The 23,351-nt window shown below is 63.9% G+C and carries 29 protein-coding genes; 20 read left to right on the top strand and 9 right to left on the bottom strand.

The window, feature by feature from the left end; all coding sequences use genetic code 11:
- Window positions 1–7 precede the first annotated feature (7 nt).
- Both lptG and ACQ5J0_RS09025 read left to right on the top strand, forming a co-directional pair.
- Window positions 8–1,105, top strand: coding sequence for an LPS export ABC transporter permease LptG (gene lptG / locus ACQ5J0_RS09030; RefSeq protein ID WP_462567135.1), 1,098 nt, complete (start codon window positions 8–10; stop codon window positions 1,103–1,105).
- Window positions 1,102–1,620 (top strand): GNAT family N-acetyltransferase, encoded by a 519-nt coding sequence (locus ACQ5J0_RS09025; protein WP_462567134.1) that lies wholly within the window; start codon window positions 1,102–1,104, stop codon window positions 1,618–1,620. The genes lptG and ACQ5J0_RS09025 overlap by 4 nt, the downstream gene beginning before the upstream one ends.
- Before the next feature lie 17 nt (window positions 1,621–1,637).
- Here the strand turns inward: ACQ5J0_RS09025 and ACQ5J0_RS09020 are convergent, their stop codons facing one another.
- A complete protein-coding gene (locus ACQ5J0_RS09020; RefSeq protein WP_462567133.1) occupies window positions 1,638–2,726 on the bottom strand; it encodes a fatty acid desaturase family protein in 1,089 nt (362 codons plus the stop codon).
- Between the two features lie 128 nt (window positions 2,727–2,854).
- On the opposite strand from ACQ5J0_RS09020, the gene ACQ5J0_RS09015 reads away from it, so the two are divergent.
- The 4 genes from ACQ5J0_RS09015 to ACQ5J0_RS09000 all read left to right on the top strand — a co-directional run bounded on the left by ACQ5J0_RS09015 (window position 2,855) and on the right by ACQ5J0_RS09000 (window position 5,957).
- Window positions 2,855–4,009: an N-acetyltransferase gene (locus ACQ5J0_RS09015; protein WP_462567132.1), complete on the top strand. Its 1,155-nt coding sequence runs from the start codon at window positions 2,855–2,857 to the stop codon at window positions 4,007–4,009.
- Between the two features lie 127 nt (window positions 4,010–4,136).
- Entirely contained in the window at window positions 4,137–4,586 is a 450-nt protein-coding gene (locus ACQ5J0_RS09010; RefSeq protein WP_462567131.1) for a response regulator, read from the top strand.
- A 164-nt stretch (window positions 4,587–4,750) separates the two neighbouring features.
- Complete coding sequence (locus ACQ5J0_RS09005) at window positions 4,751–5,059, top strand: hypothetical protein (protein WP_462567130.1); 309 nt, start codon at window positions 4,751–4,753, stop codon at window positions 5,057–5,059.
- Window positions 5,060–5,162: 103 nt separating this feature from the next.
- On the top strand, window positions 5,163–5,957 hold the full coding sequence (locus tag ACQ5J0_RS09000; RefSeq protein ID WP_462567129.1) for a response regulator: 795 nt from the start codon (window positions 5,163–5,165) through the stop codon (window positions 5,955–5,957).
- 152 nt (window positions 5,958–6,109) lie between these two features.
- On the opposite strand, the gene ACQ5J0_RS08995 is transcribed toward ACQ5J0_RS09000, so the two are convergent.
- The gene (locus ACQ5J0_RS08995) at window positions 6,110–7,768 is read right to left on the bottom strand and encodes a CHASE domain-containing protein (RefSeq protein ID WP_462567128.1); all 1,659 of its coding nucleotides are present in this window, start codon (window positions 7,766–7,768) and stop codon (window positions 6,110–6,112) included.
- 200 nt (window positions 7,769–7,968) lie between these two features.
- Between ACQ5J0_RS08995 and ACQ5J0_RS08990 the strand changes: the two genes are divergently transcribed.
- The 3 genes from ACQ5J0_RS08990 (at window position 7,969) to ACQ5J0_RS08980 (ending at window position 10,010) form a co-directional block, all read left to right on the top strand.
- A complete protein-coding gene (locus ACQ5J0_RS08990; RefSeq protein WP_462567127.1) occupies window positions 7,969–8,151 on the top strand; it encodes a NepR family anti-sigma factor in 183 nt (60 codons plus the stop codon).
- A complete protein-coding gene (locus tag ACQ5J0_RS08985; RefSeq protein ID WP_462567126.1) occupies window positions 8,151–8,759 on the top strand; it encodes a sigma-70 family RNA polymerase sigma factor in 609 nt (202 codons plus the stop codon). The genes ACQ5J0_RS08990 and ACQ5J0_RS08985 overlap by 1 nt, the downstream gene beginning before the upstream one ends.
- Window positions 8,760–8,822: 63 nt before the next feature.
- The gene (locus ACQ5J0_RS08980) at window positions 8,823–10,010 is read left to right on the top strand and encodes an AI-2E family transporter (RefSeq protein ID WP_462567125.1); all 1,188 of its coding nucleotides are present in this window, start codon (window positions 8,823–8,825) and stop codon (window positions 10,008–10,010) included.
- A gap of 94 nt (window positions 10,011–10,104) precedes the next feature.
- Here ACQ5J0_RS08980 and ACQ5J0_RS08975 read toward each other — a convergent pair whose 3' ends face one another.
- Window positions 10,105–10,716, bottom strand: a complete 612-nt coding sequence (locus tag ACQ5J0_RS08975) for a superoxide dismutase (RefSeq protein ID WP_462567124.1) — start codon at window positions 10,714–10,716, stop codon at window positions 10,105–10,107.
- A 214-nt stretch (window positions 10,717–10,930) separates the two neighbouring features.
- Here ACQ5J0_RS08975 and glmM point away from each other — a divergent pair, with 214 nt between their 5' ends.
- The 3 genes from glmM to thiD are packed head-to-tail and all read left to right on the top strand — an operon-like array spanning window position 10,931 to window position 13,297.
- Complete coding sequence (glmM, locus tag ACQ5J0_RS08970) at window positions 10,931–12,268, top strand: phosphoglucosamine mutase (RefSeq protein ID WP_462567123.1); 1,338 nt, start codon at window positions 10,931–10,933, stop codon at window positions 12,266–12,268.
- Window positions 12,268–12,495 (top strand): DUF1272 domain-containing protein, encoded by a 228-nt coding sequence (locus ACQ5J0_RS08965; RefSeq protein WP_462567122.1) that lies wholly within the window; start codon window positions 12,268–12,270, stop codon window positions 12,493–12,495. Before glmM ends, ACQ5J0_RS08965 begins: the two co-directional genes overlap by 1 nt.
- 1 nt (window position 12,496) lies before the next feature.
- Complete coding sequence (gene thiD / locus ACQ5J0_RS08960) at window positions 12,497–13,297, top strand: bifunctional hydroxymethylpyrimidine kinase/phosphomethylpyrimidine kinase (protein ID WP_462567121.1); 801 nt, start codon at window positions 12,497–12,499, stop codon at window positions 13,295–13,297.
- Here thiD and ACQ5J0_RS08955 read toward each other — a convergent pair.
- On the bottom strand, window positions 13,294–14,190 hold the full coding sequence (locus tag ACQ5J0_RS08955) for an LOG family protein (RefSeq protein ID WP_462567120.1): 897 nt from the start codon (window positions 14,188–14,190) through the stop codon (window positions 13,294–13,296). The two genes, thiD and ACQ5J0_RS08955, sit on opposite strands and share 4 nt — an antisense overlap.
- 318 nt (window positions 14,191–14,508) lie before the next feature.
- On the opposite strand from ACQ5J0_RS08955, the gene ACQ5J0_RS08950 reads away from it, so the two are divergent.
- The 3 genes from ACQ5J0_RS08950 (at window position 14,509) to ACQ5J0_RS08940 (ending at window position 17,215) form a co-directional block, all read left to right on the top strand.
- Window positions 14,509–15,447 carry a glycosyltransferase family 2 protein gene (locus ACQ5J0_RS08950; RefSeq protein ID WP_462567119.1) on the top strand — a complete coding sequence of 313 codons (939 nt, stop codon included), beginning with the start codon at window positions 14,509–14,511 and terminating at the stop codon, window positions 15,445–15,447.
- A gap of 126 nt (window positions 15,448–15,573) precedes the next feature.
- Entirely contained in the window at window positions 15,574–16,323 is a 750-nt protein-coding gene (locus ACQ5J0_RS08945) for a Crp/Fnr family transcriptional regulator (RefSeq protein WP_462567118.1), read from the top strand.
- A gap of 148 nt (window positions 16,324–16,471) precedes the next feature.
- On the top strand, window positions 16,472–17,215 hold the full coding sequence (locus ACQ5J0_RS08940) for a Crp/Fnr family transcriptional regulator (RefSeq protein ID WP_462567117.1): 744 nt from the start codon (window positions 16,472–16,474) through the stop codon (window positions 17,213–17,215).
- Window positions 17,216–17,227: 12 nt separating this feature from the next.
- Here the strand turns inward: ACQ5J0_RS08940 and ACQ5J0_RS08935 are convergent, their stop codons facing one another.
- The 5 genes from ACQ5J0_RS08935 to ACQ5J0_RS08915 all read right to left on the bottom strand — a co-directional run bounded on the left by ACQ5J0_RS08935 (window position 17,228) and on the right by ACQ5J0_RS08915 (window position 20,853).
- The gene (locus ACQ5J0_RS08935; protein ID WP_462567116.1) at window positions 17,228–17,812 is read right to left on the bottom strand and encodes a DUF1989 domain-containing protein; all 585 of its coding nucleotides are present in this window, start codon (window positions 17,810–17,812) and stop codon (window positions 17,228–17,230) included.
- 11 nt (window positions 17,813–17,823) lie between these two features.
- Window positions 17,824–18,525, bottom strand: a complete 702-nt coding sequence (gntA, locus tag ACQ5J0_RS08930) for a guanitoxin biosynthesis heme-dependent pre-guanitoxin N-hydroxylase GntA (RefSeq protein WP_462567115.1) — start codon at window positions 18,523–18,525, stop codon at window positions 17,824–17,826.
- Window positions 18,526–18,902: 377 nt separating this feature from the next.
- Window positions 18,903–19,715, bottom strand: coding sequence for a universal stress protein (locus ACQ5J0_RS08925; protein ID WP_462567114.1), 813 nt, complete (start codon window positions 19,713–19,715; stop codon window positions 18,903–18,905).
- Between the two features lie 131 nt (window positions 19,716–19,846).
- The gene (locus ACQ5J0_RS08920) at window positions 19,847–20,185 is read right to left on the bottom strand and encodes an ArsR/SmtB family transcription factor (RefSeq protein WP_462567113.1); all 339 of its coding nucleotides are present in this window, start codon (window positions 20,183–20,185) and stop codon (window positions 19,847–19,849) included.
- A complete protein-coding gene (locus ACQ5J0_RS08915; RefSeq protein WP_462567112.1) occupies window positions 20,182–20,853 on the bottom strand; it encodes a peroxiredoxin in 672 nt (223 codons plus the stop codon). The genes ACQ5J0_RS08920 and ACQ5J0_RS08915 overlap by 4 nt, the downstream gene beginning before the upstream one ends.
- A 74-nt stretch (window positions 20,854–20,927) precedes the next feature.
- Here ACQ5J0_RS08915 and ACQ5J0_RS08910 point away from each other — a divergent pair, with 74 nt between their 5' ends.
- Genes ACQ5J0_RS08910 through ACQ5J0_RS08890 form a run of 5 tightly spaced genes read left to right on the top strand, consistent with a single transcriptional unit; the run spans window position 20,928 to window position 23,338 of the window.
- Window positions 20,928–21,857, top strand: coding sequence for an MBL fold metallo-hydrolase (locus ACQ5J0_RS08910; RefSeq protein WP_462567111.1), 930 nt, complete (start codon window positions 20,928–20,930; stop codon window positions 21,855–21,857).
- Window positions 21,854–22,303 carry a YeeE/YedE family protein gene (locus tag ACQ5J0_RS08905; protein ID WP_462567110.1) on the top strand — a complete coding sequence of 150 codons (450 nt, stop codon included), beginning with the start codon at window positions 21,854–21,856 and terminating at the stop codon, window positions 22,301–22,303. The genes ACQ5J0_RS08910 and ACQ5J0_RS08905 overlap by 4 nt, the downstream gene beginning before the upstream one ends.
- The gene (locus ACQ5J0_RS08900) at window positions 22,300–22,500 is read left to right on the top strand and encodes a YgaP family membrane protein (protein ID WP_462567109.1); all 201 of its coding nucleotides are present in this window, start codon (window positions 22,300–22,302) and stop codon (window positions 22,498–22,500) included. Before ACQ5J0_RS08905 ends, ACQ5J0_RS08900 begins: the two co-directional genes overlap by 4 nt.
- Window positions 22,500–22,919 (top strand): DUF6691 family protein, encoded by a 420-nt coding sequence (locus tag ACQ5J0_RS08895; RefSeq protein WP_462570085.1) that lies wholly within the window; start codon window positions 22,500–22,502, stop codon window positions 22,917–22,919. The genes ACQ5J0_RS08900 and ACQ5J0_RS08895 overlap by 1 nt, the downstream gene beginning before the upstream one ends.
- Entirely contained in the window at window positions 22,916–23,338 is a 423-nt protein-coding gene (locus ACQ5J0_RS08890) for a protein tyrosine phosphatase family protein (protein WP_462567108.1), read from the top strand. Before ACQ5J0_RS08895 ends, ACQ5J0_RS08890 begins: the two co-directional genes overlap by 4 nt.
- Window positions 23,339–23,351: the final 13 nt, after the last annotated feature.

Genomic DNA, 23,351 nt, shown 5'->3' with positions numbered 1-23,351 from the left:
CGGAACCATGCAGCTCGATTTCTTTCCGTCGCGGACGCTGACCGTCTACCTCGCCAAGATGTTCATCACCCGCATCGTTGCAGTGCTGGTGATGCTGCTGCTGGTGCTGATGATGCTCGATCTGCTGTCCACCAGCGGCGAGATCCTCGCGGTCGAAGGTAACGGACAGGGCGAATTGCTCACCTATGTAAGCCTGCGCATTCCGCAGCTGGTCGCCCGCTTCCTGCCCTATTCGGTGCTGCTGGCGACGCTCATCACCCTCGTGGGGCTCAACCAGAACAGCGAGGTCGTGGCGATGAAGGCGGCCGGTCTGTCGGCGCATCAGGTGCTCGCTCCGCTGCTGCTGACCGCCGCGCTGGTGGCGGTGATCAGCTTCACCTTCAACGAACGCGTGGTCACGCGTGCGACCGCGTCGCTCAAGAGCTGGGAAGCGACCGAGTTCGGCGCCGTGCCGCCCGAATCCGCTGCCAAGGCGAACATCTACCTGACCGATGGGCAGAACGTCCTTTCTGCCGGCTCGATCGCTGGCAGCGGTGACGATATTGTGATGGCCGGGGTGACCTGGTACCGCCGCAGCCCCGAAGGCATGATCATCGAACAGGTCCGGGCGCCGCGCGCTACCTTTGCCGCGCCCGGCTGGGAACTGGAGCAGGCGACCAGGTTCGAAGTGGCGAATGCGGGATCGGAGAAGCTCGACCGCCTCGTCGTCGGCGAACAGGTGACGCCGTCGCAGATCGATCTTGCCACCGTGGACCCCGACACGCTGCCTTTCTGGGAGCTGTCGGATTCGATCGAGCGCTACGAGGAAGTCGGCAGGCGAACGGCCGAACTGCGCGCGAAATGGTGGCACAAGCTGTCGGGGCCGTTGTCCTCGGTGCTGATGCCGCTGCTGGGATCGATCGCGGCCTTCGGGCTTGCGCGGTCGGGACAATTGTTCCTCCGCGCAGTGATCGGCATGGCGCTGGGCTTCGCCTATTTCGTGGTCGACAACGCCGCCCTCGCAATGGGCAATTTCGGCGGCTACCCTCCGTTTCTGGCTGCCTGGGCGCCGTTCCTGCTGTTTCTGCTGGTTGGGGAGACGGTGCTGGTCCGCACCGAGGAATGACCGCCTGGTCGATCCGGCTCGCGCGGCGCGAGGACGCCGACGCTTTTCCCGCAATCGAACGCAGCGCCGCACAGCTGCTGGCAGGCTATCCGGGGATCGAAGGCATCGATCCGGAACGAACGCCGACCGCCGGCCAGTATCGCGCGCTGATTGCGAAGGGGCACAGCCTCGTTGCGATCGCCGAGGGCTGCGTTGTCGGTTTCCTCGCCACCGAACCGTGCGGGCGCGAACTGCACATCCGCGAAATGGATGTCGCATCCCGATGGCAACGACAGGGGATCGGCGCGATCATGATCCGCGCCTGCGGAATAGATGCCGCCAACGTAGGCTTTGCAGCGCTGACCTTGACCACCTTCCGCGACGTTCCCTGGAACGCGCTCTTCTACGCCCGGCTCGGCTTTGTCGAGATCGCCGAGCCGGATGAGCACGCTCGGCTCGATGCCGAGCTCGAAAAGGAAGCAATTGCCGGTCTGAAATGCGAACAGCGCGTCGCGATGATCCGGTTTCTCGGCTGAGGACAGCCGGGAAGAGCTCAGCGCGGGCGCATCGTGCTGCGCGCGATCCTTGCCACAAGCATCGTCATGCCCTTGTGGTTGGCGCCGTCATAGGTCGAGCCCACGCCCAGATTGTCGCGCAGGCGGCGGTGCGCCTCGGGCAGCGAGTGATAGGGCATCGAGGGCATCAGGTGATGCAGCGCGTGATAGCGCAACCCCACCGGCGCCCATATCTCGGCGACCACCCCGGGCGGCGGGACATTGACCGAATCGAGGAACTGCGCGGTGACCGTCATCGGCTCGCCCTCGTTCTCCCACAAATGCGCGACCAGCGTGCGCAGCTGGTTGAGCACGGCGGTGACCGAGACCACCGCCAGCGCGACCAGCAGCGGCTTCCAGCCGAGCGCGAACACGCTGCCGATCAGCAGCCACGACCAGACGAAACCGCCCGCTTCCTGACGCAGCACCCGCCCCCGCAGCTCGCCCTCGGGGGGTCGCCGGCGGAAGCGCGGGTTGATCGAGAGCGCGGAAAAGCGCTGCCAGGTGAGCTTGCGGATCGCGGGCACCAGCGCGCCCAGCGGCACCAGCACCGCGAAGCGGAACAGCAGCGCCACCGGCGCCAGCAGCGCCACCAGCACGAACAGCGGCAGCGACCAAGGCTTCATCAGCGCCAGCGGGAGATATTCGGGATCCTCCACCGTGCCATACTGGGTGCGCTTGTGATGCAGCGTGTGAACGCCCTCGTACATGAAGGACGGCGTCAGCAGCGGGATCCCGACCAACAGGTTCCAGCCGGCACGGAAGCCCGGCAACGCATCGCGGTGGATGTGGGACAGCTCGTGGATGAACAGCAGCGCGCGGTAGAGCGCCAGCGCCGCTATCAGTCCCAGCGCGACGGCCGCCAGCGGTGTTTCGACCAGGATCGCACCCGCCAGCGCGCCATAACCGATAGCGGCGGAGAGCAGCATGTCGGTCCAGTAGATCGCGGGGCTCGCCACGGCGATATCCTTGGTCAGATCGCGCGCGGCGCGCAGCATCGCCTTGTCGTCGGCGATCGGCACGCGCACCCGCTGCGCGGTTGCCGCCGGTGCGCCGCGATCGGCCGGGATGGTCTGTTGCATGGTCATAATCGGTCTATCACAAGCGGCCCTTACCGCATTTCGGCCGCGCAAGACAGCGGCGCGGGGGGTCGCTTGACAAAGCCTCGTGTGCCACCGCAGGGGCGAACCCAGGCTGAACGAGGGGTCACAGTGGCGTGACAGGAAAAATAGGTATTCGAGCGGTCTCCGGCAAGCGCGGGCGCGCCGAATTCGTCGATCTGGGGCGCCGCTTCGCCAGGGACGTACCGCACAGCGTTCCGCAGTTGCGTTCCGAACAGCTCGAACTGGTCGATCCCGCCCGCAACCCCTTCTTCGGCCATGCCCGCGTGCAATTGTTCATCGCCGAGCGCGACGGCGAGGCGGTGGGACGTATCTCTGCGCATATCGACGAGCTCGCGCTCGAACTGCCCCCCGAACAGGGGATGGGTCCGGGAACCGGCATGTTCGGCTATTTCGATGCCGCCGACGAGCAGGTCGCCCATGTCCTGCTCGCACAGGCCGAAGACTGGCTGCGCGCGGAAGGCATGACCAAGGTTCTGGGGCCGATCTCCCTGTCGGTGTGGGAAGAACCCGGTCTGCTGGTCAAGGGCCACGATCATTCCCCGATGATCATGATGGGGCATCATCCCGCCCATTATCTCGGCTGGATCGAAAGCGCGGGCTACGCGACCGCCAAGCTCCTGCGCACCTACGAGCTCGACGTGAAGGGGGAATTCCCGCCGCTGATCCGGCGCATCATCGCCTCGGGCGAACGCAACGATCGGATCAAGGTGCGCTATGTCGACAAGGCGCAATGGGACCGCGAGGTCCGCATCGTTCTGGAAATCCTCAACGACGCCTGGTCCGACAATTGGGGCTTCGTGCCCTTTACCGATCGCGAAACCGCTTATGCCGGCAAGAAGCTGCGTCCGCTCATCCACGAGGAGATCAACATGATCGCCGAACTCGACGGCGAGCCGGTGGCCTTCATGCTGACCTTCCCCGATGTGAACGACATGCTGCGCAAGACCGGCGGCAAACTGTTTCCCTTCGGCTGGTTGCGGCTGCTGCGCTGGGCTCGCAACCCCAAGGGCGCCGGACTGCGGGTGCCGCTGATGGGTGTGCGCAAGGCGCTGCACAATTCCCGCCTCGCCAGTCAGCTGGCCTTTATGATGATCGGCCAGATTCGCCGCAATGCAGCGGAAATCTACGATTCCGATCGCGCCGAAATCGGCTGGGTGCTCGACGACAACAAAGGTATGGTCGCAATTGCCGAAACCATCGGCACGACCGTCAATCGCGAATACGCCATCTTGCAGAAGCCGCTTTGACCCCGAAACTCGCGGTGTGGCATCGGCGCCACGACCTGCCGGTAAAACATGCCGGCGGGAACCATGGCCCGGCGCAAACGGTTTTCAGACGATTCCGGGCGCGTATGCCCGGACAGGTTGGGGCCGAATGACACACACGCCACAAACGAACGGGACCTGCGTCCCAAGCGCCGATGGCGTCCTGCCTGGCCGCATCCTGATCGTCGAGGACGACGCGATCCTCGCGGTCACCATCGAGATGACGCTGCGCGATGCAGGCATCGAAGATATTGAGATGTGTTCGACCACCGAAATGGCACTCGTCGCCTTGCGCGCCAAACAGCCCGACGCGATCGTGCTCGACGTCCATCTGGCCGATCGCGACGATGGCTGGACCATCGCCGAACTGGTGCGCTCTCTGGGGCCCAACAGCCCGCGGATCGTGTTCTCGACCGGCGCTCCGCGCGATATCCCCCCGGAAATCGCCGAACTGGGCTGCGTGCTTGAAAAGCCCTACGATCCGCAGACTCTGGTCGATGTGCTGCGCGAACCCAGACGGCGCGGGATCATTTCCCGGCTGCGGAGTGCGCTGAGCTGATTTCGCCGGGGCGACCCGATGGGCAAGCGCCGGCCCGCTTCGTACGATCCATCATTTGCAAAAAAAGGCCTCCGCTCTTGAGAGCGAAGGCCTTCGGGATCGTGTCACCAGCCGCTTGGACGGGAGGGGGGGTCTCGGCGGTGACATTAGACAAATGGTCGGACTTGAGCCAGGTTCCCAGGACGGCGAAAATTTTTGACAATTTTTTGCTGCCGCAATGGATTCCGGTTTTCGCCCCGCTGGACAAAGCGCCTGCGCTCGCCCATCGGGCGCTCGAATTGCACACCTGCGGTCGCCAAATCCAGCCGCTGGGCTCGCAACTGGCGGCGCCCAAGCGCCAGCATATCATCCAGTCGGCACGGTTCGACCGGGCGCCAGCCAGCACGATCCTGAGCCGGGCACGCGCGGCACCGGTTTGGTTTCTCGGGCGTGATCAATCCTCCATTGCCCCCGCCTCTTCTATCGACCATTAGCGGGGCCGGAAAACTGTCAATTTGCCGTTGGATGGTCGCTCTGCGAGCGGAACCATCCCAATTGGCCTGCGTTCTAGGCGCGCTAACCTTGGAAGGGGACTCTATGTCGCTTGGTGATCAGATTGCGAAGAATTTGCCGTATTTGCGCCGGTATGCGCGCGCCCTGACCGGATCCCAGGCGACGGGCGATGCCTTCGTCCGGGCGACGCTGGAAGCGGCGCTGGCCGATGAAGACCTCAAGCGATCGCTGGATGGCGGCCGTGTTCCGCTCTATCGCGCCTTCAACAAGGTGTGGGCGAGCGCCTATCTGGAAACCCCCGAGCCCGCGAACGAGTCCGGTGCCCACGAGCAGGCTGCAAGCGGAAGGCTCAAGGCGATCACGCCGATGAATCGCCAGGCGCTGCTGCTCACGACGCTCGAGGATTTCTCGGTCGATCAGGCCTCCGAGATCATGGAAGTCGAGCCCGACGAGATCGAGAAGCTGGTGCAGGAAGCGGTCGCGGAAATCGACCGCGAAACCTCGACCAGCGTGCTGATCATCGAGGATGAGCCGCTGATCTCGATGCAACTCGAGGATCTGGTCAAGTCGCTGGGCCACGAGATCTGCGGAACCGCGGCGACGCGGACGCAGGCGCAGGAAGTGGTCGCCGAAAAGACCCCGGGCCTGGTCCTGGCCGACATCCAGCTGGCCGACGGCTCTTCGGGACTCGACGCTGTCGACGATATCCTCGCGATCGACACGGTGCCGGTGATCTTCATCACCGCCTATCCCGAACGCCTGCTGACCGGCGACCGGCCCGAGCCGACCTATCTTGTCACCAAGCCCTTCCAGGAACAGACCGTTCGCGCAGCGATCAGTCAGGCGCTGTTTTTCGGATCGAGCCGCCCGATCGGCTGAACTCCGCCTTCTTTAGGGATCTGAGAAAAGATGGCGGTCCTGCGGGGCCGCCATTTTTCGTTAGGGCGGAGGGTTCGTGCAGTTCCTTCCTCGCACGGGATATGGCGAGAGGCTGGAAGGGCGCTGCAAACCTCAGGCAATCGCCGCGACGGTCACGCCTCGGGCAAGGCGTGGCGCTTGGCACGGATCTCGAAAGCGCTGCGCTCCCGCACCGGCACCAGCAGAGTGCAGCGCACGCCCTCAGGGGCGAAGACGAGCTCGACCGGATGGCGCAGTTCGTGCGCCACGATCTTCTCGATCAGGTCGGTGCCAAAACCGCGCTGGCGCTGCTGCGGCACGGGCGGGCCGCCGCTTTCGGCCCAGTGCAGCCGCGCGAGGTTATCGGCGGCCAGCTCCCAGGTTACCGAAACCGTGCCGCCTTCTGTACTCAGCGAGCCATATTTGGAGGCATTGGTCGCCAGTTCGTGCAGCGCAAGGCCCAGGGAGAGCGCGTCGTTGGGCGCCAGTTCGACGGTGGGTCCCTCGCAAACCACGCGGTGCGATTCGTCATGCGCATAGGGCGCCAGTTCGGCTCCCACCACCGCCGCGATCGGGGTGGTGCCCCATTCGGACTGGGTCAGCAGGTCGTGGGTCGCCGAGAGCGCACGGATGCGGCCATCGAGCCCGTCGGCGAAATCCTCGACATCGTGGGCCCGCCGGCGCGTCAGCGCGACGATCGAAAGGACGTTGGCGAGCGTGTTCTTGACCCGGTGGTTCAGCTCGCGGGTGAGCGAGTTGCGGATCGAGTTCTGCTCGGCGAACCAATTGAGCGAGCGCTGATCCTCGAGCGCCTGCTGCGTCAGCAGACGGGTCACGATCATCAGCAGGCTGGCCACGGCGAGGCCGAACAATAGCGTGATCAGCGACATCGGCGACAGCACCCCGCTCCCCGCCGCCTGGATGACCAGCGTCATATCGCGGTTGGCGACTCTGACCGTCTGTTGCAGAATCTCGCCGCTGAGCTCGTCGCCCTCCAGACTGCCGAGCAGATTGTCCTCGTCGGGATTGCCATCGTAAAGCCTGACCCCGAGCCCCTTGCGATCGACCAGCTCCGCTGCCGAGGCGAGGAAGTCCTGGGCATTGAACGGGCTCATGATGAAGCCCTTGAGCTGCCGCTCCCCGGAGCTGGTGTCGAACACCGGCATGAAGATCAGAAAGCCAGGCGCGAAGCCGTCGCCTTCCTGGACGAGCACGACGCGGCCGCTGGCGGTGGGGCGCATGGTCCGCTCGGCCTCGTCCATTGCCGCACGCCGGGTCGGCTCCGAATACATGTCGAAGCCGATCGCGCGGCGATTGCGCGCGGTATCGGGCTGGAGCAGCGCGATCGGCACGAGCGTGTCGCGCGGCTCGTCCTCGAGCGCCGGCTGCACTTCCATCTCGGCGACGCGGTAACGGCCCAGATCGCTTTCGAACTCGGCTACTTCGCTGGAGTTCAGTACCGGCGCCCAGCCGTAACCCTCGGCGCCGCGATAATCGGCGTCGAGCCGCAGTTCTGCCACGAAGCGGCCAAAAGTCGCCATGTCGACCCGGCCGACGGTGGAAAACAGCGCCGCTCCGGCGCGCAGGTAGGAGGCGTTTACCGAAGCGCGCCGCTCCAGCGCCGAGGCCATCGCGATCGCCGTCCGGTTCATCATCACCTGCTCGCGCTGCTCCTCGCCGCGCTCTATCGCGAATACGCTCAGACAGGTAATCGCGATAACGAGCAGGAAGATCGCCGCCGGGATTGCCCGCGGGTAGGTGACAAGCCAGCGGCGCGGACCGGAATCGAGCATGCTGACCTTTTGAGACAGGATTTGGTCCCCCGAGAGTTGATTGCTTGGCCGGAACGGCTGTAGGAAGCGCCCGCCATATGCAGCCGGTCTGTGTGTGGGGAACCAAATTCGGGAGGCTTCGTTCCCTGGTAACCATGGGATCGAACAAACCGCGTTACGTCGCAGGACGCGATTTGTGATAAGGACGTGCCAATTCAATTATGACTTCGGATAAAAATGACCTCGACGCTCGCGGGTCCGACGTGCCGCGCAAACGCGAAGCGGGCCAGTCGAACAAACCGCAATGGGCCAATGGCCTGCGACAATTGTACGATTCCGTGGTGGAAGAAGACATCCCGGATCAGTTCAAGGATCTGCTCTCTAAACTGGACGCAAAGGACTGATGGGGTCGGAAAAACGGACGGCTAGCGAAAAGGCCGCATTCAAACGCGAACTGACCGACGTGGTCCCGCATCTGCGCGCCTTCGCACGCGGATTGTGCGGTCGTGCCGATATGGCCGACGATCTCGTCCAGGAAGCACTGCTCAAGGCATGGGCGGCGCAGGAACGATTCGAACCCGGCACGTCGATGCGCGCCTGGACCTTCGTGATCCTGCGCAACGCCTATCTCACCGACATGCGCCGCAACCGCTTCCGCGGCGAGTACGACGAGAATGTCGCCGAGCGGATTCTCACCGCACCCGCGGGCCAGGAAGAGCCGATCCATCTGTCCGACATGCACCGTGCGCTGCTGACCCTGCCGCCCGAACGGCGTGAAGCGCTGTTGCTCGTAGGCGCCGGCGGCTTCTCCTACGAGGAAGCGGCCAATATTTGCGGTTGCGCAGTCGGCACGATCAAGAGCCGGGTGGGCCGCGCCCGCGCCGCGCTCAACACGATGCTTGCGGATGGCGACATCCCGCGCCGTTCGACTGCCGACGATACTGCACATCGCGCGATCCTGGAGGAACTGGACGATGTTGCCGCAGGCAACGGCGTCGCCTCGCGCAGCTGACCGGCTCCCGCAATTGATGCCGGGTCTTGTCGCTGCGCGCCGCGCGGCGCATCCTGCGCCTGCATGACCACGCCCGAACCCCAGCCGCAGACCGCCGATGCCCGCTCCCGATCGGGCCGGCGACTCGCCTTCGCGGAGCAGGAACTGCGGCTGATTTCGGCGCTGGTGCTGCTGATCGGCCTTGGCCTGTTTCTGGCCCTGCCCTTCGTCCTCTCGATCGGTTCGGTGGTGTTCCTGCCGCTGACGGCAGCCGTCGTGCTCACGATCATCCTCTCGCCGCTTGCCGACAAGCTGGCGATCTGGGGTCTGCCCAACGTCCTCGCCTCGCTCGTTTCGCTCCTGGTGTTTCTGGCGATCGTGATCCTAGCCCTCGCGCTGATTCTTCAACCGGCCTTCGCGCTGTTCGAGCAGCTGCCCGATATGGTCGACACGGTCGGTATGCGCTTTGCCGAGCTGCGTAACCAGTTCGGCTGGATCGCGCAGATCAACGAAGATCTGGCCGAGCTGATGGAGCGCGGGAATGGCCCGCGGGTCGTGATCGCCAGCCCCAGCCTGCTTCAGGAAATGGCCTTTGCGACGCCAAGCGTGGTCATCGAGATCGTGCTCATGCTGCTGATGGTCTTCTTCATGATCGAAGCGCGTGTGCGCCTGCGCCAGCGCCTGCTGCTCGACCGCGCTTCCTTCGGGGCCAGTGTCAAGGCGGCACGGGTGCTGCGCGAGGTACAGGACCGGGTGGCTGCCTATATTCTGACCGTCGGCTGGATCAATCTCTGCGTCGGGGTGATCGTCGGCGCTGGCGCCTGGGCGCTGGGGGTGGAGGCGCCGATCATGTGGGGCGGTCTCGCCGCACTGCTGAATTTCATCCCCTACATCGGTCCGACGCTGATGATCGGCCTGCTGGCGCTGTTCGGGATCGGCACCACCGAAACGGTGCTGGTGGGGCTAATCCCCGCCGCTGCCTATCTCGGCCTGCATACGATCGAGGCGAATGTCGTCACTCCGTCGATCCTCGGCGCACGCTTCACCATGAATCCGGTGATGATCCTGATCGCGCTGAGCTATTTTTCCTGGATCTGGGGCGTGCCCGGTGCGCTGCTGTCGGTGCCGCTGCTGCTAACGCTGACCGCGCTGTTCGAGCATATCGGACGGCCCAATCTGGTCGGGTTTGTTTTCGGAGAACCGCTGTTCGCGGAGAATCTCCTGGCGAAAGATCCCGAAGAGCATGGTCCGCGAACCTCAGACCCGGCTTGATCGGCGCCGCCGCTCCTGGCCACCTGAACCCACATAAGAAAAGACCCGCCCCACCAATCGGCGGAACGGGCCCAATCCATTTTCAGCCTCGGTTTCAGCCGGGGTACTTCCAGCATTCGCCGCGTGCGAGGTTCTCGGAAGCGAAGCTCCAGTTGAGCTTGTTGTCGAGCACCGCGTCGAGATATTTGGGGCGCGCGTTCTGGTGATCCAGATAATAGGCGTGTTCCCACAGATCGATCACCAGCAGCGGATTGTAGCCCTGGTCGGCGAGCGTGTCGCCATCGTGGGTTTCCTCGATGGTGAGCTTGCCGTCCTTCTCGGCGAGCCACACCCAGCCGCTGGCGAAGTGACCGGCGCCGCGCTCGGCGAGCTTGCTCTTGAGTTCGGTAATCGAACCGAAGGCAGCGTCGATCATGCTCTTGAGTTCGCCGGATGCCGCCGATTCCTTGCCGGTCAGCGAATGCCAGTAAAAGCCGTGGTTCCAGCTCTGCGCGGCGTTGTTGAACAGGCCCTGATCGCTGCCGCGCGCGGCAGCGACGACTTCCTCGAGCGACTTGTCGGCATGATCGGTGCCTTCGATCGCCTTGTTGGTCTTGTCGATATAGGCCTGGTGGTGCTTGCCGTGGTGATAGGAAAGCGTCTCGGCCGAAATTGCCGGTTCGAGTTCGGTGTCAGGATACGGCAGGTCGATGAGTTTGAAAGCCATGAGTGGTCCCCTCTGGTTCTGAATTCGTGAGATCGGTTCAACCCTTGCAACGCTTGGCGCGGCGATGGGTTGCAAAGTGCTAGACGAAATTTCCCCGGGCTCCCACCGGAGAATACCGGGCTCGAGAGAGACCTTCCCAAATCGCCTCCAAGCGGGCAGAAGCGCGCCGGCATGCAGGTCCAGAAGCGGGCCAAGAGCGGACAATGGAATCAGGATGACACGCAAGTTCTTCGGTACCGACGGCATTCGCGGACGGACCAATTCGGATAAGATGACGGCCTCGACCGCGATGTGCATCGGCCAAGCCGCCGGTGCGCATTTCCGCCGCGGAACACATCGCAACCGGGTAGTGATCGGCAAAGACACGCGGCTCTCGGGCTATATGGTCGAAAGCGCGCTGGTGGCGGGCTTCACCAGCGTCGGGGTGGATGTGATCATGACCGGGCCCCTGCCGACGCCGGCGATCGCCATGCTGACACACGAGATGCGCGCCGACCTCGGCGTCATGATCTCGGCCAGCCACAATCCCTACGAAGATAACGGCATCAAGCTGTTCGGCCCCGACGGGTTCAAGCTGTCCGACGAAGACGAGATGGCGATTGAGGCGCTGCTCGACCAGAAGCCCCAGCTTGCCGAACCGCAGGACATCGGCCGCGCGCGGCGGATCGAGGATGCGCGCGGGCGCTATATCCATGCGGTCAAGCAGTCGATCGGTGCCGACGTCCGCCTCGACGATCTCAAGGTGGTGGTCGATTGCGCCCATGGCGCGGCCTATCAGGTCACGCCTTCGGCGATCTGGGAACTGGGTGCCGAGGTTGTCACCCTCGGGGTTACACCCAACGGCACCAACATCAACGATGGGGTCGGCTCCACCTCGCTCGATGCGATCAAGGCGAAGGTGGTGGAAACCGGCGCGGATATCGGCATCGCGCTGGATGGAGATGCCGACCGGCTGATCCTGATCGACGAGAAGGGCCAGACGGTGGATGGCGACCAGATCATGGCGCTGATCGCCACCCGCATGTCGGAAAAGGGCGAGCTGCGCGGCGGCGGCGTGGTGGCGACGGTCATGTCCAACCTCGGGCTGGAGCGCTATCTCGAAGGCATCGGGCTGACGCTCGAGCGAACCAAGGTGGGCGATCGCCATGTGCTTGAGCGGATGAAGCAGGGCGGCTTCAATATCGGCGGCGAGCAATCGGGCCACATGATCCTACTCGATCATGCCACCACCGGCGACGGCACCATTGCGGCGCTGCGCGTGCTTTCCAGCCTCGTGCGATCGGGGCGTCCGGCAAGCGAATTGCTCCACCTGTTCGATCCGGTCCCGCAATTGCTCAAGAACGTGCGCTACGATGGCGGTCAGCCGCTGGAGGCGGAGGGCGTCAAGCAGGCAATCGCCGCTGGCGAAGCCGAACTCGCCGGCAAGGGTCGCCTGCTGATACGCGCATCGGGCACCGAGCCGCTGATCCGCGTCATGGCCGAGGGCGACGATGCCGCGCAGGTCGAGCGCATCGTCGACAGCATCTGCGATGCGGTGCAGGCGGCCACCTGATGCTGGAGATGCGCCCCGATTGCGAACGCTGCGGCGCAGACCTGCCCGCGGAGGCGCCGGGCGCATTTATCTGCAGCTTGGAATGCAGCTTCTGCGCGCGCTGCGCCGACGAACTCGACGATATCTGCCCCAACTGCGGCGGCGAACTGATGGATCGCCCAACCCGCCCCAGGCCGCTGCAGGAAAAATTTCCGCCCGCCGCCGAGCGCAAGCACCGGTCCGCCTGAGATGGACCGCAAGCCCGCTCGCATCCTCTCGATCGCCGGTTCGGACAGTTCGGGCGGCGCCGGAATTCAGGCCGACATCAAGACCATCACCATGCTGGGCGGCTATGCGATGACCGCGATCACCGCGATCACCGCGCAGAACACGCGCGGTGTGCAGGCGGTCGAGATGCTGCCGGTCGAACTGGTGCTGGCGCAGATCCACTCCTGCCTGTCCGACATCGGCGCCGACGCGATCAAGATCGGTATGCTGGGATCAGCCGATATCGCGCATGCGGTGGCGGAGCGCCTCGACAGCTTTGTCGGCCCGATCGTCTTCGACCCGGTCATGGTCGCCACCAGCGGTGCCGAACTGGCGAGCGGCGAAACCATCGCCGCCTTCGACCGGCTGCTCGCGATCGCCACGCTGGTGACCCCCAACCTGCCCGAACTCGCGGTGTTGTCGGGGACCGAACCTGAGACTTCGGATACCATTCTGGCAGCGGCAATGACGCTGGCGAAGCGTCACGGGGTCCAGGTGCTGGCCAAGGGCGGCCACCGCGGCGATGCCGAGGTGATCGACTATATCGTCTCGCCCTCCGGCAAATACGCGAGCTTCGGTCATGCGCGGATCGACACCCGCCACACCCATGGCACCGGCTGCACGCTGTCGGCAGCGGTGGCGACGCTGCTGGGTTTCGGCCAGCCGCTGACCAATGCAATCCAGCTGGCGCGGGCCTTCACCTACCGCGCGATCGAACAGGCGCCCGGTTTCGGCGAAGGCAGCGGTCCGCTGGGCCAGCAGGCGGTGCGTTCGCTGGACTAAACCTCGATGTTGTAGAAATCGGCGATATGGCCCCAGGCCTCGTCGGCGGTCTCGCACCAGCGGAACAGCGCGAGATCCTTGTGGCCGATCGTCCCCTCGTCGGCAAGCGCCTCGAAATCGATCACCCGCGTCCAGAAATCCTTGCCGAACAGCAGGATCGGCATGGGCTTCATCTTGCCGGTCTGGATCAGCGTCAGCAGTTCGAAAAACTCGTCGAAGGTGCCGAACCCGCCCGGGAATACCGCCACTGCGCGCGCGCGCAGCAGGAAGTGCATCTTGCGCAGCGCAAAATAGTGGAACTGGAAGCTGAGGTGCGGGGTGACATAGCTGTTGGGCGCCTGCTCATGCGGCAGGACGATGTTGAGCCCGATGCTTTCCGCGCCGGCATCGAACGCGCCCTTGTTGGCCGCCTCCATGATCGACGGCCCGCCGCCCGAGCAGACCACGAACTGGCGCTTGCCATCCTCGACGATCGCCTTTTCGCTCGCCAGCCGCGCGAGATCATAGGCCTCCTGATAATATTTGGCCTTGGCGGCGAGGTTCTTGACCACCCGCCGCTCCGGCTCGGGCAGATCGTCGGTGCCTTCGAGCGCGGTTTCTACCGATTGCGGAGGGGGGATGCGCGCCGACCCGTAGATCACCAAGGTCGAGCCGACGCCGGCTTCGTCGAGCAGCATTTCGGGCTTGAGCAATTCCAGCTGAAACCGGACCGGGCGCAATTCCTCGCGCAGCAGGAAATCGCGGTCCTGGAAGGCCAGCTCATAGGCCGGATCCTGGGTCTGCGGCGTGGCATGCGGCTGCGATTTGGAGAATTGCGCCTCCTCCTCCGCCGGATAGAAGTGACGGGCGGCGCGCTCGGGCTTGCCGGTTTCTGGCTCGGGGGTATCGGTCATGGGCTGTCCGATAGGCAATGCCCGGCGATGCGGCAAGCGCGCTCGCTCGCTCGCACAGGCGATTGTCGTTTCAGGAAATTCCATCGCCAAGAGCCTTCGTTCCCAGCGAAGCCCGGTCCGCGAGAGACCGCACTAAACAAAGATTTGTTCTGACGTCGCTTGGTGCCAAGCGTCATTTTCCTTCCGTAACCACCGAAGGAATTTCTCTTGTCTAATCTGTCTCTTGCTCTGGGTGGATGCTTGAGGGGTGAACCGGTCCGCCATGGCATCGCCGAGCATGCCGCCGGGCCCGCGCGCACCCGCGCCGGAGTCCGCGGCATGAAAACCTCGATCTGCACCATAGCGCATGGCCGGCCCGATCACCTGGCGAATCTGGTGCGCGGTCTCAACCACAACCGCCGCCCCCCCGGCGAATTGGTGATCGCGGTGATGCAGGACCAGCGCTACGACCTGCCTGCGACCGGATTCCCGACCCGGCAGGTGATGCTGGGAACAGGCGACATTTCGTCGGGACGAGCGCGCAATGCCGCTGCCGCCAAGGCTTCTGGCGATTTCCTCATCTTCCTCGACGCCGACTGCATCCCTTCCCCGAAACTGATCGACGATTATGCGCTCGCCGCCGCGCTCAACGACGGGGTGCTGATGGGCGAAGTCGGCTATCTGCCCAAGGGGGCGGCCGACCACGGCATTGACTACACCCGGTTCGAAAGCGAAGCGGTCGAACATTCCGAGCATGCCGGCCCTCCGCCCGGCATGGTTGGCCATTGCGGTGATTATCGCTGCTTCCGGTCGCTGAATTTCGCGCTTTCGACGCGAACCTTCGCCAGCCTCGGTGGGTTCGACGAACGCTATGCCAGCAATGGCGGCCAAGACAGCGACTTCGGTCGCACGGCCATCTCCAACGGGGTGCCGCTGTGGTTGGCGCGCGGGGCGAAGGCCTATCACCAATTCCGAAGCCACCACATGCCGCCGGTTCATCAGCTCGACAGCGTCCTCGCGGATGCAGCGATGTTTCAGGAGAAATGGGGCGAACCGACAATGCAGAACTGGCTCAGGGCGTTCGAACTGATGGGGCTGATCGAGCGCGAAGGCTCCGGCTGGCGCAAACTGCGCGAGCCGGGCGAAGCGGAACTCGCCCTCACGCGCCAGCAGGCGGACCGCCCCTTCGCCAGCAGCGCAGCAGTGCTCGAATGGCTGGAAGAACGCGCTGCGGCTGCCGGCAACGAAGCGTATATGCCCCGCATGGCCTCGGCATAACAGGTTTCGCAGCCCGCAAGTATCGCATCTCCTGACAGCTCGCGAGCGCCCGGGTGCGGCAGACCGTTACTGGGACCGATGCCGAACCCGTTGCCTAGTTTCGCTCTCGCCGGGTAGAGAGCGGAAATGAACAGCCCCAACGAGTTCGAAAGATTTCCCCTGACCGGGCGTTTCCTCGCCGGGCGCGCGCGCTCTGAGATGAGCGAGGCCGAGCGGGTCCGGATGGAGGCATTGGTGACTGGGACCGAGGTGCTCGAGCATGAGCACCGGGTGATCGCGCGCGGTCAGAGGTCCGACCATTCGACCATGCTGATCGAAGGCTTCATGCTGCGCACACTGGAATCCGAAAATCGCCGCCATGCGGTGAGCTTCCACGTGCCGGGCGATTTCGTCGACCTGCACTGCTTTGCGCTCCAGCGGCTCGATCACAATATCGATTGCGTCGGCCCGGCCCGAGTCGGCTATGTCCCGCACGAAGCCATCGTCGAAGTGATGCGCGACGATCCGAAGCTGGCGCGGCTGTTCTGGTTTTCCACCCTGCTGGACGCCGCGTTGCATCGCGAGTGGATCATGAAGCTCGAACAACTGACCGCGCCGCGGCGGATCGCGCATATCCTCGCCGAGATCTGGCGGCGGCTGGAGATGGTCGGCATGGCTCACCCGGACGGGTTCGAGACCCCTTTGAGGCAGATCGATATTGCCGACATGTGCGGCGCCACTGCGATCCACGTCAACCGCGCGGTGGCCGAACTGCGCAAGTCCGGAATTGCCGATTTTCGCCGGGGCCGCGTTGTGGTTTCCGACCGCGACCGGCTGGAGGAATACGGCGATTTCAATCCCGGCTATCTCTATGCCGGCGAGCCGCCGATCCCCTGACTCGCCCTACCCTCGGCATGAACACGGCGACCGCTCGCTGAGTTTCAAGAGAAAAAGCTCCGAAAGTTAACATTGGTCAATGGACCAACCCGCAATCGCTTGCTTAATCGCGCCTCGACCTTTGAGGGGGGGTAGAGAGACCGACCGAATGACTTTTCCCCTCACCGGAGCATTCCTGGCCGGGCGGCTGCGAGATCACCTCGACCACGACGATCTGGCCTATATCGAGGACCTGATCGACAGTGTCGAAGAGCACGGCGATGGCGTTCGACTGGCCGAAAGCGGCGTGCCGACCGAAAAGAGCCAGCTGCTGATCGAAGGCTTCGTGTTTCGCACGATCGAGACCGACAAGCGTCGCTTTATCGTCGGGATTCACGTGCCCGGCGATTTCATCGATCTGCACGGGTTTGCACTCAAGGAGCTCGACCACACGCTGGTAAGCGCCGGTGCGGTCAAGCTCGGCCTGGTCCCCCATGAGCGGTTGGAGGCGGTGATGAGCGAGAGTCCCGACATTGCCCGCGCGATGTGGTTCGCGACGCTGCTCGACGCGGCAATCCATCGCAAATGGATCCAGACGCTCGAACAGCTCGATGCACCGCGCCGGATTGCCCATCTCTACGCCGAGCTGCACGAGCGGCTCGACCTCGTCGGTCGTCAGGTTCCGCGGGCTTTGCGGACGCCGTTCACCCAGCTCGATCTGGCCGATATGTGCGGGGTCAGCGCCATCCATGCAAATCGCGCGGTGGGAAAATTGCGCGAGCTGGGGATCGGCGAAATCCGCCGCGGCGACCTTTACACAGACGATTGGGACGCGCTTAAACAATATGCCCGCTTCGACCCGAGCTACCTCTACGGCCGCGGTGCGCTCAAGGTGCAGGACGACTGGCGCTAACCGCGCCGGGGATCAGGCCGGCTCGATCGCGTAGTCGATCGGCTTGAAGCTGCCGCCGTTGGAGGCATAAGCCGAACAGGCGGTCAGTCCGACGATCAGATCCATCTCGGCGCGCAGCACGATCCGGTCGCCCGGCGTGCTCACCGGCGGCTTGACCGCGATGACGCCGGATTTTCCATCCACCGGCACATTCATGAACAGGTTGAACGCGGTCGGGATGGCGTCGGGTCCGATGCCATAGGGTTCGAGCGCCGCCTGCAGATTGCCGAAACATCCGCGATGCTCGGGCTTGTCGGGATAGAAATGGCGGAAGGTGTCAACACTGCAGGGAGTGAGCAGGAAATCATGCGTGCCGACCGTGTCCTCGAGGATGATCAGCATCACCCGCGAGCGGTTGGACCACAGGCGGCTGCCCGCGGTCAGCGCGATGGTTTCCTCGTAATCGAAGGTCCGCCCGTTGGAGATGACCTCGCCGACATCCTCTGCGCCGTAGCAGACCAGGTCCGAAACCTGCCCGCCTTGGGGGTCGCTGACGATGAGCGTTTCCCCCTTGGCGAGCGTGACAGCAACTCCACTGCGCGGTTCGATTCGTTTCATTTCGGGCCGACTCATTTGGGCGAGTTCCGCTTGTCGCTGAAGGGGCATATCCAATCGGATGCGACCGCCCGGCCGCTGTATTGCCGCGCTTCGCTCGTTTCGCCGTGACGCGCCAGCATCGGGTTGATCGAACCGGCGAGCTTGGTGTCGCGCGCGAGAATGGCCTCGCGCATCCGCTCGTAGCGACCCTGCTCGCGCAGCTTCTCGAACTGGTCGTGCAGGTTGAACACCAGCGTGGGATAGGCGAAGCGCCGCGCCGGACGCGAGGCGTTGGGATGCAGGCCGACGACGAAGAAGGCTTCGCCGCCGAAGCTCAGCGAGAAATGCGGATCGGATGGGTCAGGGCTGACGCTGGCGTCGTAAGGCTGAGAAAACCACTCGTCCTTGTCGGCGAGCGATTGCAGCCGCTCCCACAGCCGCTTCTCGAAGGCGTGCTCGTCGGCATCGAGCGGGCCTTCGAACATCACCGCGAGGCTGCGTAGATAGCTGCGATCGTCGCGGTAGCTCTCAGCCCAGTCGAGCAGCGCGTCGTGAATTCGCAGATCGTCCCAGCCGCTGGTCATGTCCTTGGCGAAGAGCGTTTTCAAAGTCCCCCGCGCCAGAGTCGATTTCGCGCCGACGCAAGGGTACTCGCTGCGCTCGATGAAAGCCTCGAATGCCTCGCGCATTTCGAGTTCGCGCGTTTGCGGCACACTCATCACGGCGACGGTCATTGCGCGGCCCTCGCACCGAACGTGCATCGGCTGGCATTGGCATCATCCCCCGCTTGGAGAGAGAACGGGAAGGAAACCCCATGGGGTTCCGGGCGGCTGGACATCGGTCGGGTCTTTCGAACTGTTTACCACAAGTGCGAGGAGCAAATCCTCCGCCTGGACCCAACGATCCTCAGGCAGAGGAGGACCAAGATTCACATGAATTAATTTTAGCGACGGGCGAAACCGCTGGATTTGGCTTTGTCGCGCCGAGATCTCGAAGCGATTTCCGACAGCTCGGTTCATACCGCGGGGTTGTGATCGAACTGAGCCGGCGGAACCTTGCTTTGTAGCCCGGCAATCGAACGCCGCCACAATTGTCCATCCGCACGCTGCGATCAATGGCAAGCAAAGATCGGCAGCGGCGGATCGGAAAAGATCTCCCGGCTTACCCCGCCCCAGATCGTCTCGGACAGGCGCGAGCGCCCATAGGCACCCATCACCAGATAGGACGCCTGCTGATCAGCCGCAGCCGCCATCACCGCCTTCGCGATCGACTTCGCGCGATACGGCAGATCGATCAACTCGCAGGCGATCCCGTGCCGCGAGAGATACTCGGCCCCCTGGACCGGGGGCAGATCGAAGCGGTTGGCCTCCTCCTCGCCGACTACGGTTACCAGGCTCACCGAACCCGCCTTTGCGAGCAGCGGCAAGGCGCCGCGCAAGGCGCGTGACGCCTCGGGCGAGCCGTCCCAGGCGACGATGGCCGGGCCGCTGCTATCGAAGCGCGTCACACCGGGCGGAACGACGAGAACGGGGGTTTGCGAACGAAGGACGATTTCGCCAACGAGTTTGGAAGGACCTTCGTTCTTCAGCGGATCGCAGCTTCCCAGCACGATGATGTCGCTCAGACCGCTTCGCCGCATGAGTTGCTGGGAAGCGAAGCCGTCGCTCTGTATCCAGTTCCAGGCGACATCCTCCTTCGCCAGCCGCGCCTCGAGCCTTCGGTGCAAAGCATCGGCCTGTTCCCGGGTCGCCTCGATGATCTGTGCCGCCATCAATCCGTAGAAATCGACGACTGCACCCATTTCCCACTGGATGGACTTCATACAGGTAAGATGTCCGTCGAAGGCGCGGGCCAGGTCGAGTGCGACCTGCAGCCGAGCTTCAAGGCAGTCGTCGTCTTCGACGTGAAGCAGGATCGAGCGCATAACAATTTCCCTTCTTGGTTTGGACAATCGGCATAGCATCGGCGGCAGCGGCGCAATCTAAGTTATATCCGGAGCGGCCTTCCCTCAAATACCTTCGTTTTCTCCCCCAAAATACGCAGACAATTCCGCCGTCAAGCAAGGCGGGCGAAGTTTGCCACGCCAGCGGCAGGTCGGTGCGGAGTGGCGGCAATCGCCGCTTCCATTCCAGCCAGCCCATCGATTGCTGCCGACAGCTCGGCAAAGGTCTTGTCGTCTATGCGGTAGAAGACGAGCTTGGCTTCCTTTCGGGTGGTCACCACGCCGGCATTGCGCAGGACGGCAAGCTGTTGCGACAGCGTCGGTTGCCCGATCGCCGCTTCTTCGTCGATCTCTCCGACATTGCGCTCCACTCCGGACAGGGCCCGGAGAATGCGGAGACGGACCGGATGCGCAACTGCCTTCAGCGCGTCGACGAGCTCTTCCTCGCTCATTTTTGCGCCCCTCCCCTGGTTTCCTTCAGGAACCAGTCGGTCTGGTTCTTCGCCGCGAAGACGTCGTCGAGCTTTGCGCTGGGCTGGCGCAACAGTGGCTGTCCCGGCTCCCAATTCGCAGGAGCAAGAACCTGGCCCTGGTGCACCGCTTGCAGGGCGTCGAGGGTTCGCAGCATTTCCGGCGTCGATCGACCCACATTGGCGGGATAACAGGTCATCGCGCGGATGATGCCTTCCGGATCGATGAAGAACGTCGTGCGGACGGTGGCGCTGTCCCTGTCTTGCGGAGCGACCATTCCATAGGCCTTCCCGATCACGAGTGTGGGATCCTCGACAATCGGAAAACGCACTTCGATGTCGAAACGGTCGCGGATCATCCTCAGCCACGCGAAATGCGAAAACAGACTGTCGACCGACAGCGCCATGAGTGCGCAGTCACGCTGATCGAACTGAGCGGCGGCCTGAGCCAGCGCGACGAACTCGGTGGTGCAGACGGGGGTGAAATCGGCGGGATGCGAAAACAGCACCAGCCAACGACCGCGATAATCCGACAGCCGGATGTCGCCTGCGGTGCTTCGGGCCGAAAAATCCGGTGCGATGTCGCCGATCCGCAGTCCCGCGGATGGGGCTGTTCGCTCGGCGACATCGCCTGATGCTGACTGGTTCATCCGGGCTGCATAGCACTTGACACGGCCAACGCAATACATATACTCACTTTATGTAATCAAATGGAGTTAGCAAGATGGCTGATGACAGACCGCTGGAACTCGCATCGCAGCAGATCGCCCGCGCCCGGGGCGACAAGTGTTTGCGCCCCTCGATCGCCGGCTTCTTCGACGAAGCGACGAACACAGTAACCTATGTCGTGCATGATCCGAAGACCGCGGAGGCGGCAATCGTCGATTCGGTGCTGGATTTCGAAGCGGCTTCCGGAAGAACCTCGAATGGTTCCGCGGACCGCATTATCGAATACATCACTTCCAATAATCTGAAAGTGATGTGGCATATCGAGACGCATGCGCACGCCGATCACATTTCGGCAGCCCCTTATTTGCAGGAGAAGCTCGGCGGCAAGCTGGCAATCGGCCGCGAGATCATTCGCGTGCAGGAGGTCTTCGGCAAGCTCTTCAACGCGGGCACCGACTTCGAACGCGACGGCTCGCAATTCGACAAGCTGTTCGACGATGGCGAAACCTTCAAGCTGGGCGAGCTCGAAGGCATCGCTCTTCACGTCCCGGGTCATACGCCTGCCGATATGGCGTTCATCATCGGGGATGCTGCCTTTGTCGGCGACACGATATTCATGCCGGACTTCGGCACGGCGCGGGCCGACTTCCCGGGCGGGGACGCGCACAAGCTGTTCCGCTCGATCCGGCGGCTGCTGTCGCTGCCCGAGGATACGCGCCTGTTCCTGTGCCACGACTATAAGGCACCCGGCCGCGATGACTATGCCTGGGAGACGACGGTCAAGCAGCAGCGCGAAGAGAACGTCCATGTGAAGGATGGCGTGACCGAAGACGAATTCGTCGAAATGCGGACCAGCCGCGACAGGACGTTGGCGATGCCGAACCTCATCATGCCATCGGTGCAGGTGAACATTCGCGGTGGGCGCTTGCCCGACCCCGAGGATAACGGCGTCAGCTACATCAAAATTCCGGTCAACGCCGTATGACGCTTGCCGGATTCCCGGATGCCGCGCCGCTCGCCGGTCTGGCGGGCGGCGTGCTCATCGGGCTCGCAGCCGCTTTGATGCTGCTGGGGTTGGGCCGCATTGCGGGCGTCTCCGGTCTGGCGGCCAAGGCCGTCGGACTGGGCGGTAGCGGCATTGGCCGCAGCGCTGCCTGGATGTTCGTAATCGGCCTCCCGCTCGGTGCGCTGGTCGTCTTGCTCGTGGCCGGCGGCATCGACGCCAGTTTTGCCGACCCTCTCACGCTCGTGGTTGCGGGCCTGCTTGTCGGAATCGGGACCCGCATGGGCAGCGGATGCACCAGCGGCCACGGTGTCTGCGGCGTCAGCCGCCTTTCCGCCCGTTCTCTCGTGGCGACCCTGACCTTCATGGCGGCGGGAATCGCGACCGTAGCCGTCATGAACGCCATGGGCATGGAGGTTTTGTCATGAAGAATATCGGCTCTCGCGATCGTATCCTGCGGATCGCAATCGCAATCGTTCTGGCCATCCTTGCGGCGACCGGAACGATCGGCGGCGGCCTCGCCATCGCCGCATGGATCGTGGCCGGGGTGTTGCTGGCGACCAGCCTCGTCGGCTTCTGCCCCGCCTACCGCCTCCTCGGCCTGAATACGTGCGGGAAGACATGATGCGGATCGCCATCGCTTCGCTTGCTTCGGGAACCCTGTTCGGGGCCGGCCTCGCGCTCGGGGGAATGACGGATCCGGCGCGCGTGCGAGGATTTCTCGATATCTTCGGCAATTGGGATCCCACGCTCGCCTTCGTGATGGGCGGCGCCGTGATCGTGATGGCGATCGCCTGGCGGTTCGTGCCGCAAATGGCCGGACCCTTGCTGGTCGAGCGATTTCATCTGCCGACGCGCTCGGATCTGACCCCGCGGCTGATAGGGGGTGCAGCGCTGTTCGGCATCGGCTGGGGCGTCGCCGGACTTTGCCCCGGCCCGGGCATCGCCGCGCTCGTCATCGAGCCCGCGGCGGCGGCGATCTTCGTGCTCGCGATGCTCGCCGGAATGGGAGCTGTCCGGATGTTCGAAGGAGCAGGGTCATGAAGCTGGCTGAGGTGTCGAACCGGTTCGCGGTGGCGCCGCAGCTTCGGCCCGAAGACATACAGGAACTCGCCGATGCAGGCTTTGGCACGGTCATCTGCAATCGTCCCGACGGTGAGGAAGCAGGCCAGCCAGCCATCGAGCGTATGCGCGATGCAGCCGAGAAGGCGGGACTGGCATTCCATCACATACCCGTTTCCGGCGGCGAGTTCCCGCCTGCTGCGATCAGGGCGTTTGGCAGGGTCCGCGAGGAAGCAGACCGAAAGGTCCTGGCCTATTGCCGGTCGGGAACCCGATCGATCATGCTCGATGCCCTTGCCAATACCGAGCGTCTCAGCGCCGAGCAGCGCATCGCGAATGCGCGGGAGGCGGGCTACGACCTGTCCCCCATGCGCGCGCGGCTCGGCGAGGAACAAAGATAACACCCGGAGAGAT

It is taken from the genome of Qipengyuania sp. SM2512 (genome assembly GCF_054954005.1).
This window is presented reverse-complemented; position numbering and strand designations above follow the sequence as displayed.

Excerpts from the sequence above, each read along its gene's own strand:
- gntA (WP_462567115.1), bottom strand. The coding sequence starts at position 18,525 with ATGACCGTCGCCGTGATGAGTGTGCCGCAAACGCGCGAACTCGAAATG.
- ACQ5J0_RS08915 (WP_462567112.1), bottom strand. The coding sequence starts at position 20,853 with ATGAACCAGTCAGCATCAGGCGATGTCGCCGAGCGAACAGCCCCATCC.
- ACQ5J0_RS08900 (WP_462567109.1), top strand. The coding sequence starts at position 22,300 with ATGAAGAATATCGGCTCTCGCGATCGTATCCTGCGGATCGCAATCGCA.
- ACQ5J0_RS08920 (WP_462567113.1), bottom strand. The coding sequence starts at position 20,185 with ATGAGCGAGGAAGAGCTCGTCGACGCGCTGAAGGCAGTTGCGCATCCG.
- ACQ5J0_RS08955 (WP_462567120.1), bottom strand. The coding sequence starts at position 14,190 with ATGACCGATACCCCCGAGCCAGAAACCGGCAAGCCCGAGCGCGCCGCC.
- ACQ5J0_RS08905 (WP_462567110.1), top strand. The coding sequence starts at position 21,854 with ATGACGCTTGCCGGATTCCCGGATGCCGCGCCGCTCGCCGGTCTGGCG.
- ACQ5J0_RS08910 (WP_462567111.1), top strand. The coding sequence starts at position 20,928 with ATGGCTGATGACAGACCGCTGGAACTCGCATCGCAGCAGATCGCCCGC.
- ACQ5J0_RS08895 (WP_462570085.1), top strand. The coding sequence starts at position 22,500 with ATGCGGATCGCCATCGCTTCGCTTGCTTCGGGAACCCTGTTCGGGGCC.
- ACQ5J0_RS08965 (WP_462567122.1), top strand. The coding sequence starts at position 12,268 with ATGCTGGAGATGCGCCCCGATTGCGAACGCTGCGGCGCAGACCTGCCC.
- ACQ5J0_RS09020 (WP_462567133.1), bottom strand. The coding sequence starts at position 2,726 with ATGACCATGCAACAGACCATCCCGGCCGATCGCGGCGCACCGGCGGCA.
- ACQ5J0_RS08950 (WP_462567119.1), top strand. The coding sequence starts at position 14,509 with ATGAAAACCTCGATCTGCACCATAGCGCATGGCCGGCCCGATCACCTG.
- ACQ5J0_RS08925 (WP_462567114.1), bottom strand. The coding sequence starts at position 19,715 with ATGCGCTCGATCCTGCTTCACGTCGAAGACGACGACTGCCTTGAAGCT.
- ACQ5J0_RS08935 (WP_462567116.1), bottom strand. The coding sequence starts at position 17,812 with ATGAAACGAATCGAACCGCGCAGTGGAGTTGCTGTCACGCTCGCCAAG.
- ACQ5J0_RS09010 (WP_462567131.1), top strand. The coding sequence starts at position 4,137 with ATGACACACACGCCACAAACGAACGGGACCTGCGTCCCAAGCGCCGAT.
- ACQ5J0_RS08985 (WP_462567126.1), top strand. The coding sequence starts at position 8,151 with ATGGGGTCGGAAAAACGGACGGCTAGCGAAAAGGCCGCATTCAAACGC.
- lptG (WP_462567135.1), top strand. The coding sequence starts at position 8 with ATGCAGCTCGATTTCTTTCCGTCGCGGACGCTGACCGTCTACCTCGCC.
- ACQ5J0_RS08890 (WP_462567108.1), top strand. The coding sequence starts at position 22,916 with ATGAAGCTGGCTGAGGTGTCGAACCGGTTCGCGGTGGCGCCGCAGCTT.
- ACQ5J0_RS08995 (WP_462567128.1), bottom strand. The coding sequence starts at position 7,768 with ATGCTCGATTCCGGTCCGCGCCGCTGGCTTGTCACCTACCCGCGGGCA.
- thiD (WP_462567121.1), top strand. The coding sequence starts at position 12,497 with ATGGACCGCAAGCCCGCTCGCATCCTCTCGATCGCCGGTTCGGACAGT.
- ACQ5J0_RS08990 (WP_462567127.1), top strand. The coding sequence starts at position 7,969 with ATGACTTCGGATAAAAATGACCTCGACGCTCGCGGGTCCGACGTGCCG.
- ACQ5J0_RS09000 (WP_462567129.1), top strand. The coding sequence starts at position 5,163 with ATGTCGCTTGGTGATCAGATTGCGAAGAATTTGCCGTATTTGCGCCGG.
- ACQ5J0_RS08940 (WP_462567117.1), top strand. The coding sequence starts at position 16,472 with ATGACTTTTCCCCTCACCGGAGCATTCCTGGCCGGGCGGCTGCGAGAT.
- ACQ5J0_RS08945 (WP_462567118.1), top strand. The coding sequence starts at position 15,574 with ATGAACAGCCCCAACGAGTTCGAAAGATTTCCCCTGACCGGGCGTTTC.
- ACQ5J0_RS09025 (WP_462567134.1), top strand. The coding sequence starts at position 1,102 with ATGACCGCCTGGTCGATCCGGCTCGCGCGGCGCGAGGACGCCGACGCT.
- ACQ5J0_RS08975 (WP_462567124.1), bottom strand. The coding sequence starts at position 10,716 with ATGGCTTTCAAACTCATCGACCTGCCGTATCCTGACACCGAACTCGAA.
- ACQ5J0_RS08980 (WP_462567125.1), top strand. The coding sequence starts at position 8,823 with ATGACCACGCCCGAACCCCAGCCGCAGACCGCCGATGCCCGCTCCCGA.
- glmM (WP_462567123.1), top strand. The coding sequence starts at position 10,931 with ATGACACGCAAGTTCTTCGGTACCGACGGCATTCGCGGACGGACCAAT.